This is a genomic window from Kitasatospora sp. NPDC059327 (assembly GCF_042752535.1).
In the GTDB taxonomy this organism is placed as follows: Bacteria; Actinomycetota; Actinomycetes; order Streptomycetales; family Streptomycetaceae; genus Kitasatospora.
The window spans coordinates 67,091-83,435 of record NZ_JBHYYB010000021.1 but is presented as its reverse complement, the minus strand read 5'-3'; the positions used below and the strand labels follow the sequence as shown (position 1 = coordinate 83,435).

The 16,345-nt window shown below is 74.5% G+C and carries 16 protein-coding genes; 7 read left to right on the top strand and 9 right to left on the bottom strand.

The features are described from left to right. Positions 1-74 precede the first annotated feature (74 nt). Positions 75-1,352: a mannose-6-phosphate isomerase, class I gene (gene manA / locus ACFXHB_RS15605; RefSeq protein WP_380574701.1), complete on the top strand. Its 1,278-nt coding sequence runs from the start codon at positions 75-77 to the stop codon at positions 1,350-1,352. Between the two features lie 547 nt (positions 1,353-1,899). On the opposite strand, the gene ACFXHB_RS15600 is transcribed toward manA, so the two are convergent. The 4 genes from ACFXHB_RS15600 to ACFXHB_RS15585 all read right to left on the bottom strand — a co-directional run bounded on the left by ACFXHB_RS15600 (position 1,900) and on the right by ACFXHB_RS15585 (position 5,508). Further along, on the bottom strand, positions 1,900-2,454 hold the full coding sequence (locus tag ACFXHB_RS15600; protein ID WP_380574700.1) for an acyl-CoA thioesterase: 555 nt from the start codon (positions 2,452-2,454) through the stop codon (positions 1,900-1,902). Then, positions 2,451-2,774, bottom strand: coding sequence for a hypothetical protein (locus tag ACFXHB_RS15595; protein WP_380574699.1), 324 nt, complete (start codon positions 2,772-2,774; stop codon positions 2,451-2,453). The genes ACFXHB_RS15600 and ACFXHB_RS15595 overlap by 4 nt, the downstream gene beginning before the upstream one ends. Positions 2,775-3,004: 230 nt before the next feature. After that, positions 3,005-3,961, bottom strand: coding sequence for a DUF6528 family protein (locus ACFXHB_RS15590; RefSeq protein WP_380574698.1), 957 nt, complete (start codon positions 3,959-3,961; stop codon positions 3,005-3,007). A 134-nt stretch (positions 3,962-4,095) separates the two neighbouring features. Next, positions 4,096-5,508, bottom strand: a complete 1,413-nt coding sequence (locus ACFXHB_RS15585; protein WP_380574697.1) for an NAD(P)/FAD-dependent oxidoreductase — start codon at positions 5,506-5,508, stop codon at positions 4,096-4,098. A gap of 206 nt (positions 5,509-5,714) precedes the next feature. On the opposite strand from ACFXHB_RS15585, the gene ACFXHB_RS15580 reads away from it, so the two are divergent. Further along, positions 5,715-5,909, top strand: a complete 195-nt coding sequence (locus ACFXHB_RS15580; protein WP_380574696.1) for a hypothetical protein — start codon at positions 5,715-5,717, stop codon at positions 5,907-5,909. Here ACFXHB_RS15580 and ACFXHB_RS15575 read toward each other — a convergent pair. Both ACFXHB_RS15575 and ACFXHB_RS15570 read right to left on the bottom strand, forming a co-directional pair. Beyond that, positions 5,906-6,214: a hypothetical protein gene (locus ACFXHB_RS15575; protein ID WP_380574695.1), complete on the bottom strand. Its 309-nt coding sequence runs from the start codon at positions 6,212-6,214 to the stop codon at positions 5,906-5,908. The genes ACFXHB_RS15580 and ACFXHB_RS15575 overlap by 4 nt on opposite strands. A gap of 110 nt (positions 6,215-6,324) precedes the next feature. Further along, positions 6,325-6,822 (bottom strand): cysteine/serine endopeptidase inhibitor, encoded by a 498-nt coding sequence (locus ACFXHB_RS15570; protein WP_380574694.1) that lies wholly within the window; start codon positions 6,820-6,822, stop codon positions 6,325-6,327. Positions 6,823-7,114: 292 nt separating this feature from the next. Here ACFXHB_RS15570 and ACFXHB_RS15565 point away from each other — a divergent pair, with 292 nt between their 5' ends. Next, positions 7,115-7,378, top strand: coding sequence for a hypothetical protein (locus ACFXHB_RS15565; protein ID WP_380574693.1), 264 nt, complete (start codon positions 7,115-7,117; stop codon positions 7,376-7,378). Between the two features lie 121 nt (positions 7,379-7,499). Here ACFXHB_RS15565 and ACFXHB_RS15560 read toward each other — a convergent pair whose 3' ends face one another. The 3 genes from ACFXHB_RS15560 to bla all read right to left on the bottom strand — a co-directional run bounded on the left by ACFXHB_RS15560 (position 7,500) and on the right by bla (position 10,736). Continuing rightward, positions 7,500-8,330, bottom strand: a complete 831-nt coding sequence (locus ACFXHB_RS15560) for an SMP-30/gluconolactonase/LRE family protein (protein WP_380574692.1) — start codon at positions 8,328-8,330, stop codon at positions 7,500-7,502. 229 nt (positions 8,331-8,559) lie between these two features. Next, complete coding sequence (locus tag ACFXHB_RS15555) at positions 8,560-9,573, bottom strand: metallophosphoesterase family protein (RefSeq protein WP_380574690.1); 1,014 nt, start codon at positions 9,571-9,573, stop codon at positions 8,560-8,562. Positions 9,574-9,809: 236 nt separating this feature from the next. Then, positions 9,810-10,736, bottom strand: a complete 927-nt coding sequence (gene bla, locus ACFXHB_RS15550; protein ID WP_380574689.1) for a class A beta-lactamase — start codon at positions 10,734-10,736, stop codon at positions 9,810-9,812. A 732-nt stretch (positions 10,737-11,468) separates the two neighbouring features. On the opposite strand from bla, the gene ACFXHB_RS15545 reads away from it, so the two are divergent. From ACFXHB_RS15545 to ACFXHB_RS15530, 4 genes are all read left to right on the top strand, one after another. After that, the gene (locus ACFXHB_RS15545; protein WP_380574688.1) at positions 11,469-12,425 is read left to right on the top strand and encodes a TauD/TfdA dioxygenase family protein; all 957 of its coding nucleotides are present in this window, start codon (positions 11,469-11,471) and stop codon (positions 12,423-12,425) included. Between the two features lie 55 nt (positions 12,426-12,480). After that, complete coding sequence (locus tag ACFXHB_RS15540; protein ID WP_380574687.1) at positions 12,481-13,722, top strand: ROK family protein; 1,242 nt, start codon at positions 12,481-12,483, stop codon at positions 13,720-13,722. Between the two features lie 86 nt (positions 13,723-13,808). Then, positions 13,809-15,395, top strand: a complete 1,587-nt coding sequence (locus ACFXHB_RS15535; protein ID WP_380574685.1) for an ABC transporter substrate-binding protein — start codon at positions 13,809-13,811, stop codon at positions 15,393-15,395. 3 nt (positions 15,396-15,398) lie between these two features. Next, positions 15,399-16,343, top strand: coding sequence for an ABC transporter permease (locus tag ACFXHB_RS15530; RefSeq protein WP_380574684.1), 945 nt, complete (start codon positions 15,399-15,401; stop codon positions 16,341-16,343). The last annotated feature ends 2 nt before the right edge of the window (positions 16,344-16,345 follow it).

Genomic DNA, 16,345 nt, shown 5'->3' with positions numbered 1-16,345 from the left:
GCGCGCCCGGCGGGAGTGACGGAACACGCCCCAGGCCCGGGCCTCCCCCCGGCCCCCACAGGAGGGACCCCCGCATGCCCGCACCCACCCGTCCCCCGTTCGCCCCGCTCGCCAACCCCGTCCGGGCCTACGCCTGGGGCTCCACCACGGCCATCCCCGCGCTCACCGGCAGGCCCACCACCGGTGAGCCGCAGGCCGAGCTCTGGATGGGCGCCCACCCGTCCGCCCCCTCACTGCGGGACGACGCCGGAGGCGCCGGCCCGCGCCCGCTGGACCGGTTGATCGCCGAGGACCCGGAGGGCGAGCTGGGGCCGGACACCGTACGGCGGTTCGGCCCCAGGCTCCCGTTCCTGTTCAAGGTGCTGGCCGCCGAGCGGGCGCTCTCGCTCCAGGTGCACCCCTCCCGGGCGCGGGCCGAGGCGGGCTTCGCCGCCGAGGAGGCCCGCGGCATCCCCCGCGACGCCCCGCAGCGCACCTTCAAGGACCGCGACCACAAGCCCGAACTGATCTGTGCCCTGGGTGACTTCGAGGCACTCTGCGGGTTCCGGCCGGCGTCCGCCACGGCCGGGCTGCTGGACGCGCTGGGCGTCCCGCTGCTCGCCCCGTGGGCCACCGCGCTGCGCCGACGGCCCGCCGGGGAGGTGCTGCCGGCGATGCTGCGGCACGTCCTGGAGGACGTCCGCCCCGGCCCGGCCGAGCTCGCCGGTGTCGCCGCGGCGCTGCGGCGGGTGGCCGCCGAGGGCGGTCCGTACGCGGCCGCGTGCGCCGCCTACGCGCGGGCCGCCCGGGACTACCCCGGTGACCCGGGTCTGGTGGCCGCGCTGCTGCTGAACCACGTCCGGCTCCGGGCCGGTCAGGCGCTGGCCCTCGACGCCGGGGTGCCGCACGCGTATCTGCACGGCCTGGGCGTCGAGTTGATGGCCAATTCGGACAACGTCCTGCGCTGCGGGCTCACCGCGAAGCACATCGACGTGGCGGGGCTGCTGGTGGTGACCTCCTTCCGGACCGGCGAGCCCCCCGTGCTCACCGCGTCGCCGGCCGGTTCGCCGCCCGCCTCCTCGCCGGACGGCCCTCGGGCCGTCGACGCGGCCGGTGCGGGGATCGAGGAGGTGTTCCCCTCACCGGCCGAGGAGTTCCGGCTCTCCCGGCTGCGGCCCGCCGCCGCACCCGCCCGGATCGACCTGGCCGCGCCACAGATCCTGCTCTGCACGACCGGGCGGGCCCGGCTGCGGAGCGCGGCGGGGCACACCCTCGACCTCGCCCCGGGCGGCTCGGCCTACCTGCGGCCGGCCGGTGAGCCGGTGCTGCTGACCGGCACCGGAGCGGAGCTGTTCCGCGCCACCACCGGCTGAGGCCCCGTCGACGGCCGGGACGGCCGGCGGATCGGGGCCGCGCGGTGGGCCGGCCTCCGCCTCCCGGCCCAGGCCGTCGTGGCCGGACCGGACGGGGCGACCCGGCCGAACGGGTGTGCCCCGACTGGACGGGTGTGCCCGGTCGGGTGTGCCGGGGGCGGCCCTCCCGGGGTGGCGGGCTTCGCCGGGCCGGTGGCCACCGGACGGCCCTCGCGCGCCCGGACGCCCGCGGGCGCCACGCGGGCGGCGGGCCCGGAGCGGGGCGCCGGGGCCGCACACCGGTCCGGTGCGCGCCCGCGGTCGGCGGCGCCGTTGCCGCCGTTGCCGCTGCCACCCCTGCCGCCGCCACCCGGCCATCGGCGCCGTCCCGGGAGCCGCGGGACGGACGGGCCGGGCGGGCGGTACCGGTCCGGTGGTACCCGCGGCGGCCCTTCGGTTTCGGTGGGCCCGGTGGGCCCGGTAGGTTCGGGCGGGTTGGTGGGCCCGGACGGTCCGTTGGGCCCTGCGCCGGATGCCGGCAGCGTCATCGGTGCCGGCATCGCCGCCGTCAGCGCGCCGAGGTGCGACAGCGCCGGCGGGCGCGGTGCGCCGAGCCCGGCAGGGGGCCGCGCGCTGCCTTCGCCGGCACCCGCTGCGACGGCGTCGAAGACAGCGCCTCGACCGGGATCTCGACCGGGAGATCGACCGGCACGAACGCGGAGAGAAAGCGCCGCTCGGACTGGCTGAGTTTACGGGACCGGCCCGATTCCCGATCTCGCGCGACCACCACGGTGCGGGCCCGCATATACGTGAGCGGATCGCGGCAGACATTCACCACCACATGCGCGGAACTGCGGCCCAGCTGCGCCACCGTCAGCCGTACCAGCAATGGCTCCGGCTGGTGGTGCAGCTGTTCCAGGTAATCGATCTCGTGCCGCGCGATCAGGAATCCGGACGGAAAAAGGGATTCCCGGACGGCGGTCCGGTGATGACAGAAGAGGTCGTAAATCCCCTCCTGGACGTAGGAGACCAGCCGGGCGTTGTTGATGTGCCCGTTCTCGTCCACGTCGCTCCACCGGGTGGGGCAGGTCAGGACGTGCGCGTTGGAGTGCGGCGCGCTCACGGCTTCTTCAGCCCGGCATCGCCCTGGCCACCTGCCCCGACGGGCAGCAGCGCCCGTCGCAGGCGGGCGTAGTACACGGCGTGTTCGGAGGCCATCCGGGCGGCCGTCCAACCCTCCTCGGCGGCCTCGGCGGCGGCCTGGACGACCAGGCTGTCCAGTACCCCGTCGACGGCGCGGCAGAGCTCGGCCACCGCCGCCAGGCGCTCGGGGACGTCGGAGCCGCCGGCCCCGCCCCGGGCGGGGAACGCCGCGAGGGAGTCCACGGCGAGCCGCAGCTCGTCGACGGCGACCGGCCGGATTTCCGAAAGGCTATTACCCACGAGTTTCTCCCGAATTAGTCGGAGCATTAGTCGGATGCGTTCGAACGGACCGGAGCGGCACTCACACAGTTCACGCACCCCCCGGTGGACTTGACGCTATCCCAGCGTGGGCACCGCATCCGAGGTTTGCGCTGCCCCACGGAAAACTGCCCACCATTGGAGTAGTTTGCCGGGGCATAAAATCTGCCGCATCAGCCGAATGCCGACCCGGCGGTCACCCTGAGCGACGATCAGCCGCTCCAACTGGCCCACCAGCGCGCCTTGTACAGCTTGGTGCCGCGCAACGTCCGGACGCCGTCCGGGCGGTGGAGCGCGAGGACCGAGGTGCACCAGGAACAGGGTCCGGCGTGATCGGGCGCGGCGGTGAGCAGCCGCCCGGTGCCGGGTTCGTCACCGACGCTCTTGATGTCCCGCTCCGCCGCCTCGGCACCCAGTCGCACCCGGGTGAAACGGCCGTCGGCCGGGTCGTACTGCCACAGGTGCGTGGCGGTGCTCACCCAGAACCGGCCCGGCGCGGCGAGCACCGGCGCGAGATCGTGCCCGCCCGGATCCGGCAGCGCGACGCTGCGGACGGCGGTGAGCACGGGTGCGGCCGGGGTGCCGCCCACCCGCAGCGCGGTGAGCGTGTCGTCGCCCACCGCCCAGAGCAGCCGGGTGCGCGCGTCCCAGTGCACCCCGTGCGCGCCCTTGAGCGGGTACGCGGCGTGGGCGCTGCTGCGCGGCCCCTGCGAGGCGGCGTAGAGCCGGACCCAACCGCCGGTGCTGGCCGCGACGGCGACGTTCCCGTCCGGCAGCAGCTCCAAGCTGTGCGGGTTGGCCCGGCCGGTGTCGGCGGCCCAGTAGGTGCCGCCGGTCGCGGTGTCGACGACCGCCACCAGCCCGCCGGAGGCGGCGGTCAGCAGATAGCGGCCGCCCTCGCGCACCCGGGCCTTCGCCTCGTCCGGCATCGACCAGCTCCGCGCCGGGGCGAGGTCGGCGAGGTCCGGCGCGCGGTCCGCGCTCCAGGACCACACCACCGGCAGCCGGCCGGGGCTCCGATAGGCCATCAGCTCCTCGGCGCTCTGCAGGAGCAGCACGCTGCGCGACTCCTGATCCACCACCACGACCGCCCACCCGGGCCGGACCGGCACGGCCGAGGCCGTGGGCGCACCGAGCCCCAGTGTCGCCGCCAGCCCCACCAGTCCCACTCGCCACCTGCGCACCCGCGCCGTCCCTCCGCCGTCTCCGACCCCGGGACCACCGTGCGTCGCGCCGACCGCCGGTGCCACCTCGGCACGCCCGAACGGCCGCCGGGACCGCCCGGGAGCGGCGGCGCGCCCGCTCAGTGCCGCCCGGAGATCACGTCCGCCAGCCGGGCGAGGGGCGAACTGGTCGGCCGCCCGGTGGCCTCCTGGCGGTCGGCGGCGTGGTACGCGGCGTAGAGGGCGTGGACACCCAGCCAGCGCAGCGGCTCCGGCTCCCACCGGCGCACCTGGTGGCCGACCCAGGGAAGCCGGGTGAGCTCGGTGTCGCGCCCGAGGACGAGGTCGCCCAGGGTGCGGCCGGCCAGGTTGGCGGTGGTGACGCCACTGCCCACGTAGCCGCCGGCCCAGCCGAGGCCGGTGGCGCGGTCCAGGTCCACCGTGGCGCACCAGTCGCGCGGGACGCCGAGCACGCCGGCCCAGGCGTGGTCGATCCGGGCGCCGGCGGCGGCCGGGAAGAAGCTGTCGAGGATCTCGCGCAGCTGGCGGACGGTGGCCGGCTGGGTGGTCCCGTCCGCGTCGGTGCGCGAGCCGTACCGGTAGGGGACACCGCGGCCGCCGAGGGCGATCCGGTCGTCCGCGGTGCGCTGCGCGTACATGTAGGCATGGGCGAAGTCGCCGAGGACCTCGCGGCCGTTCCAGCCGGCCTCCGCCCAGAAGGACGGCGGAAGCGGTTCGGTGGCGATCATCGCGGAGTTCATCGGCAGCCAGGTGCGCCGTTCGCCGCGGAGCCCGGCGGTGAAGCCCTCGGTGGCGCGCAGCACGTAGTCGGCCGTGACGGTGCCGTCCGGGGTGACGGCCCGGGCACGGGTGCCGGCGCCGGCCGGTTCGACGGCGGTGACCGGGGTCTGCTCGTGGATGCGCACCCCCAGGCCCGCCACCACCGCGGCGAGTCCGCGCGCCAGCTTGGCGGGCTGGATCCGCGCGCCGCACGGTGCCCAGGTGCCGCCGAGGGTACCGGCGATCCGGACCCGCTCACCGGCCTCGGCGGCGGTCAGCAGGTGGACCCGGTCGGCGCCGTAGGAGCGCTCGGCCTCGGCGAAGGCCTTCAGCCGGGCCAGCTGGGCCGGGGTGCGGGCGACCTCCAGGACGCCGCCGCGGACGAGGTCGGCGTCGATGCCCTCGGCGGCTACGGTGTCGGCCACCTCGCCGACCGCCGCGTCCATCACCCGTTGCATCGCGGCGGCCGGTCCGGGCCCGTAGCGGCGGGCGAAGGCCGCGCGCCCGGCGAACCCGTTGTAGAGCCACCCGCCGTTGCGCCCCGAGGCGCCGTAGCCGCAGAAGCGGCGCTCCAGCAGGGTGATCCGCAGGCCGGGGTCCGCCTTCTTGAGGTAGTAGGCCGCCCAGAGCCCGGTGTAGCCGCCGCCGACGATGCACACATCGGTGTCGGCGTCGCCCGGCAGCGCGGGCCGGGGCTCGGGCAGCCCGGTCTGCGCGTACCAGAAGGAGACGCCGCCGTTGACGGCGGGGGATGCGTCGCCGGTGCGGTCCACGGGAACCTGCCTTCGCTCGGTGATCTCCCCGGACGCTATGCCTCCGTGCGCCCCCGGACCACCGACACGATGGCAGGAACCGTGCACCCGGCCGTGCACAGTGTCAGCGCGGCCGGTCGGCGGGCAGCCCGGTCCATCTCGAATGGCATATGCCATTCGACAACTCTTGTTACCCGTGCTCCATCACGACAACTACAGTTACCAGTATGCCGACACCCGACATCACCGCCACCGAGCAGGCGGCGCTCGACCGGATCCTCCTCGACGCCCTCGATCCGCTCGCCTCCGCCGTGCGCGCGCGGGCGACCGGCTACCGCGTGGACCGCGGCCGACCGGCGGACCCGGCCGAGGTGGCGCCGGCCGTCATCGGCATCTGGAAGGTCGTCGACCAGGAGGTCTAGCGCCCGACGGCGATCGCCGCCCGGACCGCCGCCTCCCACGGCGCGAGCCACGAGCGGCTCGGCGCGGCCTGGGGCCTCACCCGGCAGGCCGCGCGCACGAAGTGGCCCGAGGCCGTCGAGCGGCCGGCCACCACACCGCCGGGCAGCCGTCGCATCGAAGTGTTCCGCGGCGCGGCCGAGTTGCCGCCGGACGCGGCATCGGGCGGCCGGCGGTGGAACGCCCGGGGCGCCGACGGCACCCGGTCGGCCGACGGCTCGCCCGCGCTCGCCACCGCGGAGGAGGCCGCCGCCCGCGCGGGGGCCATCCCGAGACAACACCGCACCGACGGCTGACGGCCGGGGTGGACCCGCCCCGAGGGCCGGGCCGCACGGGGCGGGCCGACCGGTACCGCCGGCCGGCCCGCCCCGCACCACGTCAGCGGGACGCGCCGGCCCCGATCGTCGAACCCTCGACGGGCGCGGACAGCGGGATGCTCTCCCCCGCGAAGCCCGCCTTGACGAACTGCCAGGTGAGGCCGTTGATCACACCCTGCCCCAGCGGGGCGAGCCTGGCGAACGCCGGCTGGCTGAGGTCGATGTGGGTGGAGTCGCAGGAGGGACACTTGTCCTTGACCGGGACGGTCACGGTCTTGCCCTGGTAGGTGACCTTCACCGATATGCCCGTGCACAGCGGGTCGTTGTTCGGATTCGCGCTGGTCCACCAGGTGTGCGAGACCGCCACCAGCAACTGACTGCCGGCGTTGATCTGACTGCCGCAGGCGCCGTAGCCGGCGTCGTTGTAGTAGGTCGCCTTGCCGGTCATCGGCTCGTTGATCGGGATCGCGGCACTGGCCGAACCCGCGGTCAGGGCGATCAGGGCGGCGGCGGCGAGCGGAGCGCCGGCCAGGATCCTGATGTTCTTGACGACTCGCATGTTTCCCTCCGATTGTCGGTGCGGACGGCATGACCGAGTACGGGCGGGCCGCCGGCCCTGCGGGAGCTCCCGAGCAGGCCGAATCGGCTGCGGTGCAGTGGAGTTCGGGCACGTCCGGCCCGCCCAGGGAAGGACCGTATGACGAGCTCGGAGCTGAGGTCCATACCTTTGATGTGTTGTCATGAACACAAGGGAGGAAGCTTTACGAAAGCGGCCGAAGGCGGGACGATGCGTGACCGCGAGCGACGGTGACGCGTTGTCAGGTCACGTGTTCCACTCCCCGGAGGCCCCCTTGCGCACCCCGCCCCGCACCCCGCTCCGCTCCCTGTCCCCCGTTCGGTTCCGCGGCCCGTTCCGCACGGCCCTCGGTGCCGCGCTGCTCGGCACCGTCGCCCTGACCGGCGCCACCGCGACCACCGCCACCGCGACCACCGCGCCCGCGACCCGGGAGGTGAACCAGGGCTACAGCATCCCGGTCGGCGCGGTCACCGACCTCGGCGCCCTCCCCGTGCTCGGCACCCTCGGGCTGGACTTCGCCCGCCTGCTCGGGCAGTAGCCGGCGGCCCCGGGACGGGCGCCGTCGACTCCGCCGGACGGGCGGGCGGCACAGTCGCCCGCCCGTCGGCACCCCCGCCCCCGGCCCCTCGGTCCCCCGGGGCCCAGGCCCCCTCAGGCCCTCAGGCCCGGCCGCGCACTCCCGGCACGGTGACCGCGAACAGCGCCCCAGAGAGCGGGAGTTGCTCGCTGCGGGCGGTGGTGATGTACAGCGTGTCCAGCTCCGGCCCGCCGAAGGCGCAACTGGTCGAGCGCGGCACCGGCACCTCCACGGTGTCCACCAGGCGCCCCTCCGGCGAGAGGCAGTGCACGGCCCCGCCGTCCCAGAACGCCACCCAGAGGTTCCCGCTCTCGTCCAAGGTCATGCCGTCGGGCATCCCCGGCAGGTGGGAGACGTCCAGCGAGCGGATCCGGCGGCCGAGCGGCCCGTGCTCGGGGTACTCGTAGAGCTCGATCCGCCGGGTCGGGGTGTCGATGTGCCAGAGGCGGTCCGGTTCGGGCCAGGCCAGACCGTTGGGGATGGCCAGGCCGTCCAGGATCGCCCGCACCGACCCGTCCGCCTCCAGCCGGTACAGCGACCCCGGCCGCCGGGGCTCCGTGCGGTGCATCGTCCCGGCCACCGGCCGGCCGAACGGGTCCCGCTTCCCGTCGTTCATCCGGCGCTCCGGGCGGTCGACCTCGACGGCGGCGAGCACCTCCGTCCGGCCGGTGGCGGTGTCCAGCAGCTCGAACCCGCGCTCGGTCGCGAGGACCGGCCGGCCCTCGGCGGCGAGCATCAACGTGCCGGGCGTGACGTCCAGTTCGAGCACCGTGAGCCGACCGCTCGGCCGGTGCAGCGTGAGCACCCGCCGGTCCGGGATGCCGATCCAGTGGAGGCTCTGGGCACCCGCGTCCCAGACCGGCCCCTCGCCGAGCGCGAGAGAGGGGGTGTCGGCAACGGGTTCGGCGCGCATGGGCAGCTCCTCGGGGGCATCACTCGACTCGGCAGGGCTCCCGGGAAGCATCGCACCCCCGTCGGACGGAACGGCAGTCGCCGGTGCGGCGGACCGCGAGCGGCACGGCCGCGGACCACCTCCCGCGCACGCGAGCGCGGCGCATCCGGGGTCCCGGCTCTCGGCGGCCGGCGGGGCGGGCGGCCCACCCGGCCGGCCTCCCGCCCCACCGACGGGCCCGCGCGGCGGCCTACATCGCGCCGGCGAGCGGGACGGTGATCTGCTTCAGCCAGGTGCGGGTCGCGAAGTCGCGCGCCTTGAGGACGACGCGGTCGGTGTGGACCTCGACCTGAAGACCCTGGTTGAAGGCGCCGACCACGGCCGTCTCGCCGCCCCGGCCGTCGTCGGTCCAGCCGGTCTGCACGGCACCGGTGTTGACCACCGAGAAGCCGTCGAGGTTGGCGGTGCCCGGGACGACGCGGCGGACGTACCAGTCGGACAGGCCGAGGTCCCAGTGGGTGTGGCCGCAGAAGACGAAGACGTCGCGGTACCGGCCGAGGATGCCGAGCAGGCGGTCGGCCTGGAGGTAGTCGTGCAGGTAGAGGTTGTTGCGACTGCCGGAGACGGTGTTCGGCAGCGGGTGATGGGTGATCACCATGACGGGCCGGCGACGCGACGCCCAGTACGCGAGCCGCTGTTCGAGCCAGGTGAACTGGGTGTCGCTCAGCCACACCTCGTCCCAGAGCTTGGGGTCGTGGTAGTGCATGTAGCGCTCGGTGCCCAGGGTCAGCACCGGGATGCCGCCGAAGACGTGCTCGGAGAAGACCGTGCCGCGGCCGGCGAAGGTGTAGAAGCTGCGGAAGAGCGAGTCCTCGGTCGCGCCGTTGGGCCAGGCGGCCTGGTCCAACGTGGCCGGGTCGCGCCACTTGGGCACGTAGAACTCGTGGTTGCCGATCGCCCAGGCGACGGTGGCCGGGGGGCCGGCCTTCGCGAACTCGGCCCGGACGGCGGCGTACTCGGCGTCGTAGCCGCGCGGGGTGATGTCCCCGGCGACGGCGAGGCCGGCGGAGGCGGGGTTGGTGGACTTCATGTCGCGCAGCGCCACCCCCAGGTCGGCGAGGTCGCCCTGGATGTCGCTGATGACGTTGAAGGTGGTGACGGGGGCGACGGGCCGGGCGGCGGCCGGGGTCGGGGCGAGCGCGGTGGCGGTCACCGCGCCCACCGCTCCGACGGCGGCGGTGCCGAGCAGGGTCCTGCGGTCCACGGGTACGTCCTTCCGGGGTACGGCGGTGCCACGCCGGGCGGACCGGCGTGGCACCGCCTGCTGGGAGCAGACCCGTTATCTCTAGGTGATCTCCCTGGACCCGCCGGCGGAGACGGTGTGTCCGGCACATGAACGGCGCCGGAAGCGTCGTACGCGCCCGAAGCGCGGCGGGCGCCCGGCCGGACCGGACCGCGGCCGGCCCCGGACCGACCCCGGACCGGCCGCGGCGCGCGCCGTCAGACCAGCGCCGCCGCCAGCAGCGCGGCGGCCCCGGCGACCAGCGGCTCGTCCGCCGGGGCGGCGGCGTCCGGCTTGGTGGACAGCACGGCCAGGACCACGGGCGCGCCGTCCGGGGTCCAGGCGATGCCCACGTCGTTGGTGGTGCCGTAGTCGCCGGTGCCGGTCTTGTCGGCGAGGGCCCAGTCCTTGGGGAGTCCGGCGCCGAAGCGGCCGCCGCTGGTGGTGTTGCCGAGCAGCCACGCCGTCAACTGCCGCCGGTCCCGCGGGGCGAGCGCGTCCCCGAGGACCAGCTTGAGGTTGCTCCGCCCGATGGCGGCCGGGCTGGTGGTGTCCGTCACGCGTCCCGGTTCGGCGGTGTTCAGCGCGGGCTCCCACCGGTCGAGCCGCGTCACCCGGTCCCCGATGGACCGGCAGAAGCGGGTGATCGCCGTGGGACCGCCGAGCTCACGGAGCAGCAGGTTGTCGGCGGCGTTGTCGCTGTGGTCGATGGCGGCGGCGCACAGCTCGGCGACGGTCATGCCCTGCGCCAGGTGTTCGGGCGTCCCGGTGATCGGGGCGTAGCCCGCGTCCATGACGTCCTTCGCGGTGTACCGGATCCGTCGGGCGAGGAACTCGCCGTCCCGGTCGAGGTCCCGCAGCACCGCGGCGGCGGTGATCGTCTTGTGCGCGGAACAGATCGGGAACAGCTCGTCCGCGCGGTGCAGCACGGTCCGGCCGGTGACCGTGTTGCGCGCGAACACCCCCAGCCGGGCGCCGTGCTCCCGCTCCAGGTCGGCCAGCGCCCGGACGACCTGGTCCGGCCCGGCCGACGCACGGCCCGCGGCCTGGGCCGGCCCACCCGTGGACACGGCGGCGGCCAGTGCCGTCCCGGCGCCGAAGGCCAGTACCGCGCGACGGCCCGGGCGCCCTGCGAAGGTCTCCACGATCGTTTCCTCCTGATTGTTCGGCAACCATCCTTCGAGGATCGGGACGCCTCGACGACCCGATCGGTTCGCCCCCGTTCCATCAGGTTCGTCGCCGACCCGACGGCCGGCCGGGCCGCCGCGCGGGGTTTCTTCCGCTCCGAGAGTTAATAACTCCGACACGCCCGCGACAAGGTCGAATACGGTCGGGTCGCGCGCCGGACATCGGCCGGACATCGGCCGCAACGGTCGCTTCACAGGGCCGCAACACCCGTTCCCAGCAGGCAGAACGGTGATTGACAGCGAGCCTCGGCCTTCAGCACGATGAGCGCCGAGCCCAGTCGCAGCACACCGGAAGGAGGGCCGATGACCACCGTGCGCCACGTCCAGAGCCCTCCCTGTCCGCGCCTCGGCGCCGCTCTCCGCCGTTGTTGTCGCGGAGCGCTCACCCGCTGATCCGGTAGGCCGGACCGGCCTTGCCGCACGGCCGCGCCGTGCCCGCACGTCCACTGCCGTGCGCCCCGGCCGAACCACCTGCCGACCCACCGCCCGCACCACCGCACGAGCCACCGCGCGTACCCCGCGCCGGGTCGTGCCGGTCGTCCCGGGTCGTGCCGGTCGTCCCGGGTCGCACGGTGCCGCGCCGTACCGCCGCCGCCCTGCCGCCGGACCCGTGGGCCCGGCGGCCGCACCTCCCCGCGCCCCGCCCGCTCCACCTCCCTTCCCGCGTCCCCCGAAAGCCGAGGATCCGCCATGACCGCTGCCCTCACCGACCTCCGCATCACCCCGGCCGCCGGCCGGATCGGTGCGATCGTCCACGACATCCGCCTCGGCGGCGACCTCTCCGCCGAGACCGTCGCCGCCGTCGAGGCCGCGCTGTACCGGCACAAGGTGCTCTTCTTCCGCGGCCAGGAGCACCTGGACGACGTCGAACACGAGGCGTTCGCCCGCCTGTTGGGCCAGCCGGTCGGCCACCCGACCGTGCCCGGCGCCGACGGCCGGTACATCTTCGAACTGGACGCCACCAAGGGGGTGCGCGCCAACAACTGGCACACCGACGTCACCTTCGTCCCGTCCTACCCGAAGGCGTCCATCCTCCGCTCGCTGGAGCTGCCGCCGGCCGGTGGCAGCACGGTGTGGGCGAACACCGTCGCGGCCTACCAGGACCTCCCGGAGCCGCTGAAGGTGCTGGCCGAGAGCCTGCGCGCGGTCCACACCAACGACTACGACTACGCGGCGAGCCTCGCCCTGCGGCCCGAACTGGCCGACAACGTCGAGGTCGCCAAGCTCTTCCGGCAGGTGTTCGTCTCGACCGCCTTCAGGACCGAGCACCCCGTGGTCCGGGTCCACCCGGTGACCGGCGAGAAGACCCTGCTGCTCGGCGCGTTCGCGCAGCGGATCCAGGGTGTCTCGGGGGCCGACAGCCGGGCCCTGATCGAGCTGTTCCAGCGGTACGTGGAGCGCCTGGAGAACACCGTGCGCTGGGACTGGCAGGTCGGTGACGTGGCGATCTGGGACAACCGGGCGACCCAGCACTACGCCGTCAACGACTACGGCGACGAGCCGCGCCTGGTGCGCCGGATCACCCTGGACGGCGACCTGCCGGTGGGCGTGGACGGCACGGCGAGCCGACTGCTGGAGCCGACCGAGCCGCCGAAGGTGGCCGGGCTGGTACCGGCCGCGGAGCTGGAGGCCGCCCTCCAGGACTGACCACCGCCCGCCCCGCACCATCCTCCCCACGACACCACTCGCGAAAGGCCGGCCGATGTCGGACACGCTCCCGCGCCCCGCCCTGCGGATCGGCGACGAACGGCGGGACGTCAACGCCGCCGTCGTCCTGCGGACCGTGCTCGATCACGGGCCGGTCGCCCGCAGCCGGGTCGCCGCGCTCACCGGCCTCAGCGCCTCCGCGGTGTCCCGGCAGGTGGTGGACCTCGTGCGGCTCGGACTGCTGTGCGAGCGACCGGAGTTGACCGGTGGCGGGGCGGGGTCGGTGGGCCGGCCGCAGCAGCCGGTCGACATCGACACCGACCGGCTCGCCGTCGCCGGGCTGCACATCGGGGTGCCCTACACCACCTTCGCGCTGCTGGATCTGCGCGGAAACGTGCTGTACCGGCAGGAGTTGAGCAACCGCGGTCGCACCGGGCACGCGGTGCTCAAGCCGCTGCTGGAGCGGCTCCCCCGGCTGCTCGCCTCCGTGCCCGGCGGCCGCCGGGTCCTCGCGATCGGCGCGGTGACCGGCGGCACGGTCGACCCGGAGCACGGAGTGACGGTCCGTCACGACCCGCTGGGATGGCGTGACATGCCGTTGGGCGAGCTGCTGTCCCGGGCCGGTGGACTGCCCGTCCAGGTGGACAACCACGCCCGGGCGCTCACCCAGGCGGAGCTCCTGTTCGGCCACCCGGCGGCGCGCCGCAGCATGGTCCAGCTCTTCGTCGGCCATGTGGTGGACGCGGCGCTCGCGGTGGCCGGCGTGGTCCACCGCGGGCCCGCCGCGGCCACCGGGGACGTCGCTCACCTGCCCGTCCCCGGCAGCGACGCGCTCTGCCACTGCGGCCGGCTGGGCTGTCTGGCGGCGGCCGCCTCGGACACCACGCTGTTCGAGGCGGCGGCCGCCGCCGGAGTCACCGAGAAGCCGGACCGGGCCGAGCTGACCGCCGCGGTGCGGGCCGGTGATCCGCGCGCCGACCGACTGGTCCGCCGGCGGTCCGAGGTGATCGGCCGCGCGCTGGCACTGCTGGCGGACGTGGTCAACCCCGACCTGGTGGTGCTGACCGAGACCTTCAGTCTGCTCGACCCGGCCTATCTGGACGTGGTGCGCGCCGAGTTCGCCCGCCACTCGCACCTGCGGCGGGACGCGAGCCTGGTGATCGCCCAGCGCCGGGGCCCGGACGCCCTGGCCGTGGCCGCCGGGGCCGCGGTGCTGGGCGAGCTCTACGCCCGGCCGCTCCAGGCGACGGCGGCGGCCGCCCGCACGCCGCCGACCGGCCGGGGGCTGCTGCGGTAGCCGCCCGTCCGTCCCCTCGCCCGACCCCTCCCCACGCCGATCGCCGCCCATCCGCCCGCCGGCCCGCCCCTCCCGAAGGACCCGCCATGACCGCGTTCACCTCCCTCTCCCCGTCCGGCCCCTCCCGGCGCGCCCTGCTGCGCGGGGGCCTCGCCGGCGCCGGCCTGCTGGCACTGGCCGCCTGCCGCTCGGCCGCGGACACCGCGTCGTCCGCCGCGAGCGGCTCGGCGACCCCGCGTCGCGGCGGCGTCCTCACCGTGGGCACCGGCATCGACTTCACCCCGAGCCTGCTCTTCGCCCAGAGCGCCAACACCCTCGTCCAGCGGCTGGTCTTCAACACCCTGACCCGCTACGACGACAAGCTGCGGCCGCAGCCCGAGCTGGCCACCTCCTGGCAGGTCGGCGCGGACGGCACCAGCGTCACGCTGAAGCTGCGCGAGGACGTGCTCTTCCACAGCGGTCGCAGGTTCACCGCCGACGATGTGGTGTTCGCCGTCAAGAACCTGCAGAATCCGGCCCGTTCGGCCCAGCTGCGGTCCACCGCCGCCGCCGTCACCGACTTCCGCAAGAACGGCGACTTCGAGCTGACCCTGGTCCTCGCCCACCCCGTCAGCAATCTCTTCGACCTCTTCGAGTTCATGATCATCCCGGACGCGGCCGGCGTGGAGGACGCCGTCGCCGGGACGAAGCTGATCGGCACCGGCCCGTTCACCTTCACCGAGCGCAAGCCCGGCAGCTCGATCACCTTCGCCCGCAACGCCGCGTACTGGAACCCGGGCCGGCCCTACCTGGACGGGGTCGAGATCCGGATCGTCCCGCAGGCCGAGTCCCTGCTCTCCTCGCTCAGGACCGGCCAGACCCATCTCTCCTACGGCATCCGCGGCAAGGACGTGGCCACCCTCAAGGGCGACCCGCAGTTCCGGATCAAGCAGTACGACACCGGCTCCGGCGCCTACTACATCGGCGCCAACCTCACCGCCGAGCACGTGAGCGACAAGCGGGTCCGTCAGGCCATCGCCTGGGCGGTGGACCGCGACCGGCTGGTGCAGCAGGCGCTCGGCGGGTACGGCACCGTCTCGGCCGCGCCCTGGCCCAAGTCCTCGCCCGCGTACAGCGAGGCCAGCGCCGCCCGCTACACCCACAACCCCGACCGGGCCCGGGCGCTACTCAAGGAGGCCGGGATCGACACGATCACCCTACCGTTCGCGCACTCCAACGACCCGGGCGGCACCGCGATCGCCCAGATCCTGCAGTACGACCTCAAGCAGGTCGGCATCGAGACGGTGCTCCAGCCCACCGACTCCCCCACCATGCAGAAGCAGCTCATCGCGCAGTCCATGCCGGCCCTCTGGACGCTCAGCCACGGCTTCGCCCAGCTCCAGCCCGCCACCCTCGCGGTCAGCGCCTACCCGTTCAACGAGGCGAAGAACAGCTCCCGGTTCAGCTCGCCCGCCTACACCGACGTCGTCCAGAAGGCCTGGAAGCGCGCGGACAGCGACAGCCCCGAGGCCAAGGCGCTCTACCAGCAGATCACCGACGTCCTGCTGGACGAGGAGTTCGTGATCGACCTCGCGATCGGCGGCCTGGTGGAGGTGGCCGGCAGCAAGGCCGTGGGCACCGACCTCAACAAGTTCGGCTACCTCATCCTCGACGACGCCTACCTGACGGCCTGACCGATGCGTTCCTTCCTGCTCAAGCGGCTCCCCTCGGGTCTGCTCGTCCTCGTCCTCGCCTCCTTCCTGGTCTTCCTCATCCTGCGGCTGATCCCCGGCGATCCGGCCACCTCGCTGGCCGGGCCGGACGCCGGGCCGGAGGCCGTCGCCGCCATCCGGGACCGGCTCGGCCTCGACCAGCCGGTGCTCACGCAGTACGGTTCCTGGCTCGGCGACCTGCTCACCGGAAACCTCGGGCCCAGCTACGCGATCGGCGGCCAGATCTCCGACCTGATCGGCAACGGCCTCGGCGCCACCGCCCAACTCACCCTCGGCGCCCTGCTGCTGGTGATCGTGATCGCCGTACCGCTCGGGGTGCTCGGCGCCACCACCCGGCGCCGGCCGGTCGCCGCCGCCGTGCGCGCCTTCACCACCACCGTCCTGGCGGTGCCGCCCTTCGTCACCGGCGTGCTGCTGGTGCTGCTCTTCGCGGTCACCCTGGGACTGCTGCCGGCCGGCGGCCACGAATCCCTGCTCGACCAACCCGACCTGGCCGTGCAGTACCTGCTGCTGCCGGCCGTGTGCCTGGCCCTGCCGAGCGCCGCCGTCCTCGCCCGCTATCTCCAGGACGGCCTGGAACGCGCCCTCGCCGAGGACTACGTCCGCACCGCCACCGCGCTCGGCGTGTCCCGCCGGCGGATCGTCTGGCAGCACGCGCTGCCCAACGCGCTGCCCTCGGCGGTCACCGTGCTGGGCCTGCAGATCGGCCAACTCATCGCCGGAGCCGTGCTGGTGGAGCGGATCTTCGCCTGGCCGGGCCTCGGCCAGCTGATCGAACAGGGGGTGATCCGCCGCGACTACCCGGTCGTTCAGGACCTCCTGCTGCTGATCGTCGCCGTCCATGTCGCCGTCCAGCTGCTCACCGACCTGGTGTACGCGTGGCTGGACCCCCGGATCCGCTGGGAGTGACC

Excerpts from the sequence above, each read along its gene's own strand:
- manA (WP_380574701.1), top strand. The coding sequence starts at position 75 with ATGCCCGCACCCACCCGTCCCCCGTTCGCCCCGCTCGCCAACCCCGTC.
- ACFXHB_RS15580 (WP_380574696.1), top strand. The coding sequence starts at position 5,715 with ATGCCGACACCCGACATCACCGCCACCGAGCAGGCGGCGCTCGACCGG.
- ACFXHB_RS15575 (WP_380574695.1), bottom strand. The coding sequence starts at position 6,214 with ATGGCCCCCGCGCGGGCGGCGGCCTCCTCCGCGGTGGCGAGCGCGGGC.
- ACFXHB_RS15570 (WP_380574694.1), bottom strand. The coding sequence starts at position 6,822 with ATGCGAGTCGTCAAGAACATCAGGATCCTGGCCGGCGCTCCGCTCGCC.
- ACFXHB_RS15560 (WP_380574692.1), bottom strand. The coding sequence starts at position 8,330 with ATGCGCGCCGAACCCGTTGCCGACACCCCCTCTCTCGCGCTCGGCGAG.
- ACFXHB_RS15545 (WP_380574688.1), top strand. The coding sequence starts at position 11,469 with ATGACCGCTGCCCTCACCGACCTCCGCATCACCCCGGCCGCCGGCCGG.
- ACFXHB_RS15540 (WP_380574687.1), top strand. The coding sequence starts at position 12,481 with ATGTCGGACACGCTCCCGCGCCCCGCCCTGCGGATCGGCGACGAACGG.
- ACFXHB_RS15535 (WP_380574685.1), top strand. The coding sequence starts at position 13,809 with ATGACCGCGTTCACCTCCCTCTCCCCGTCCGGCCCCTCCCGGCGCGCC.
- ACFXHB_RS15530 (WP_380574684.1), top strand. The coding sequence starts at position 15,399 with ATGCGTTCCTTCCTGCTCAAGCGGCTCCCCTCGGGTCTGCTCGTCCTC.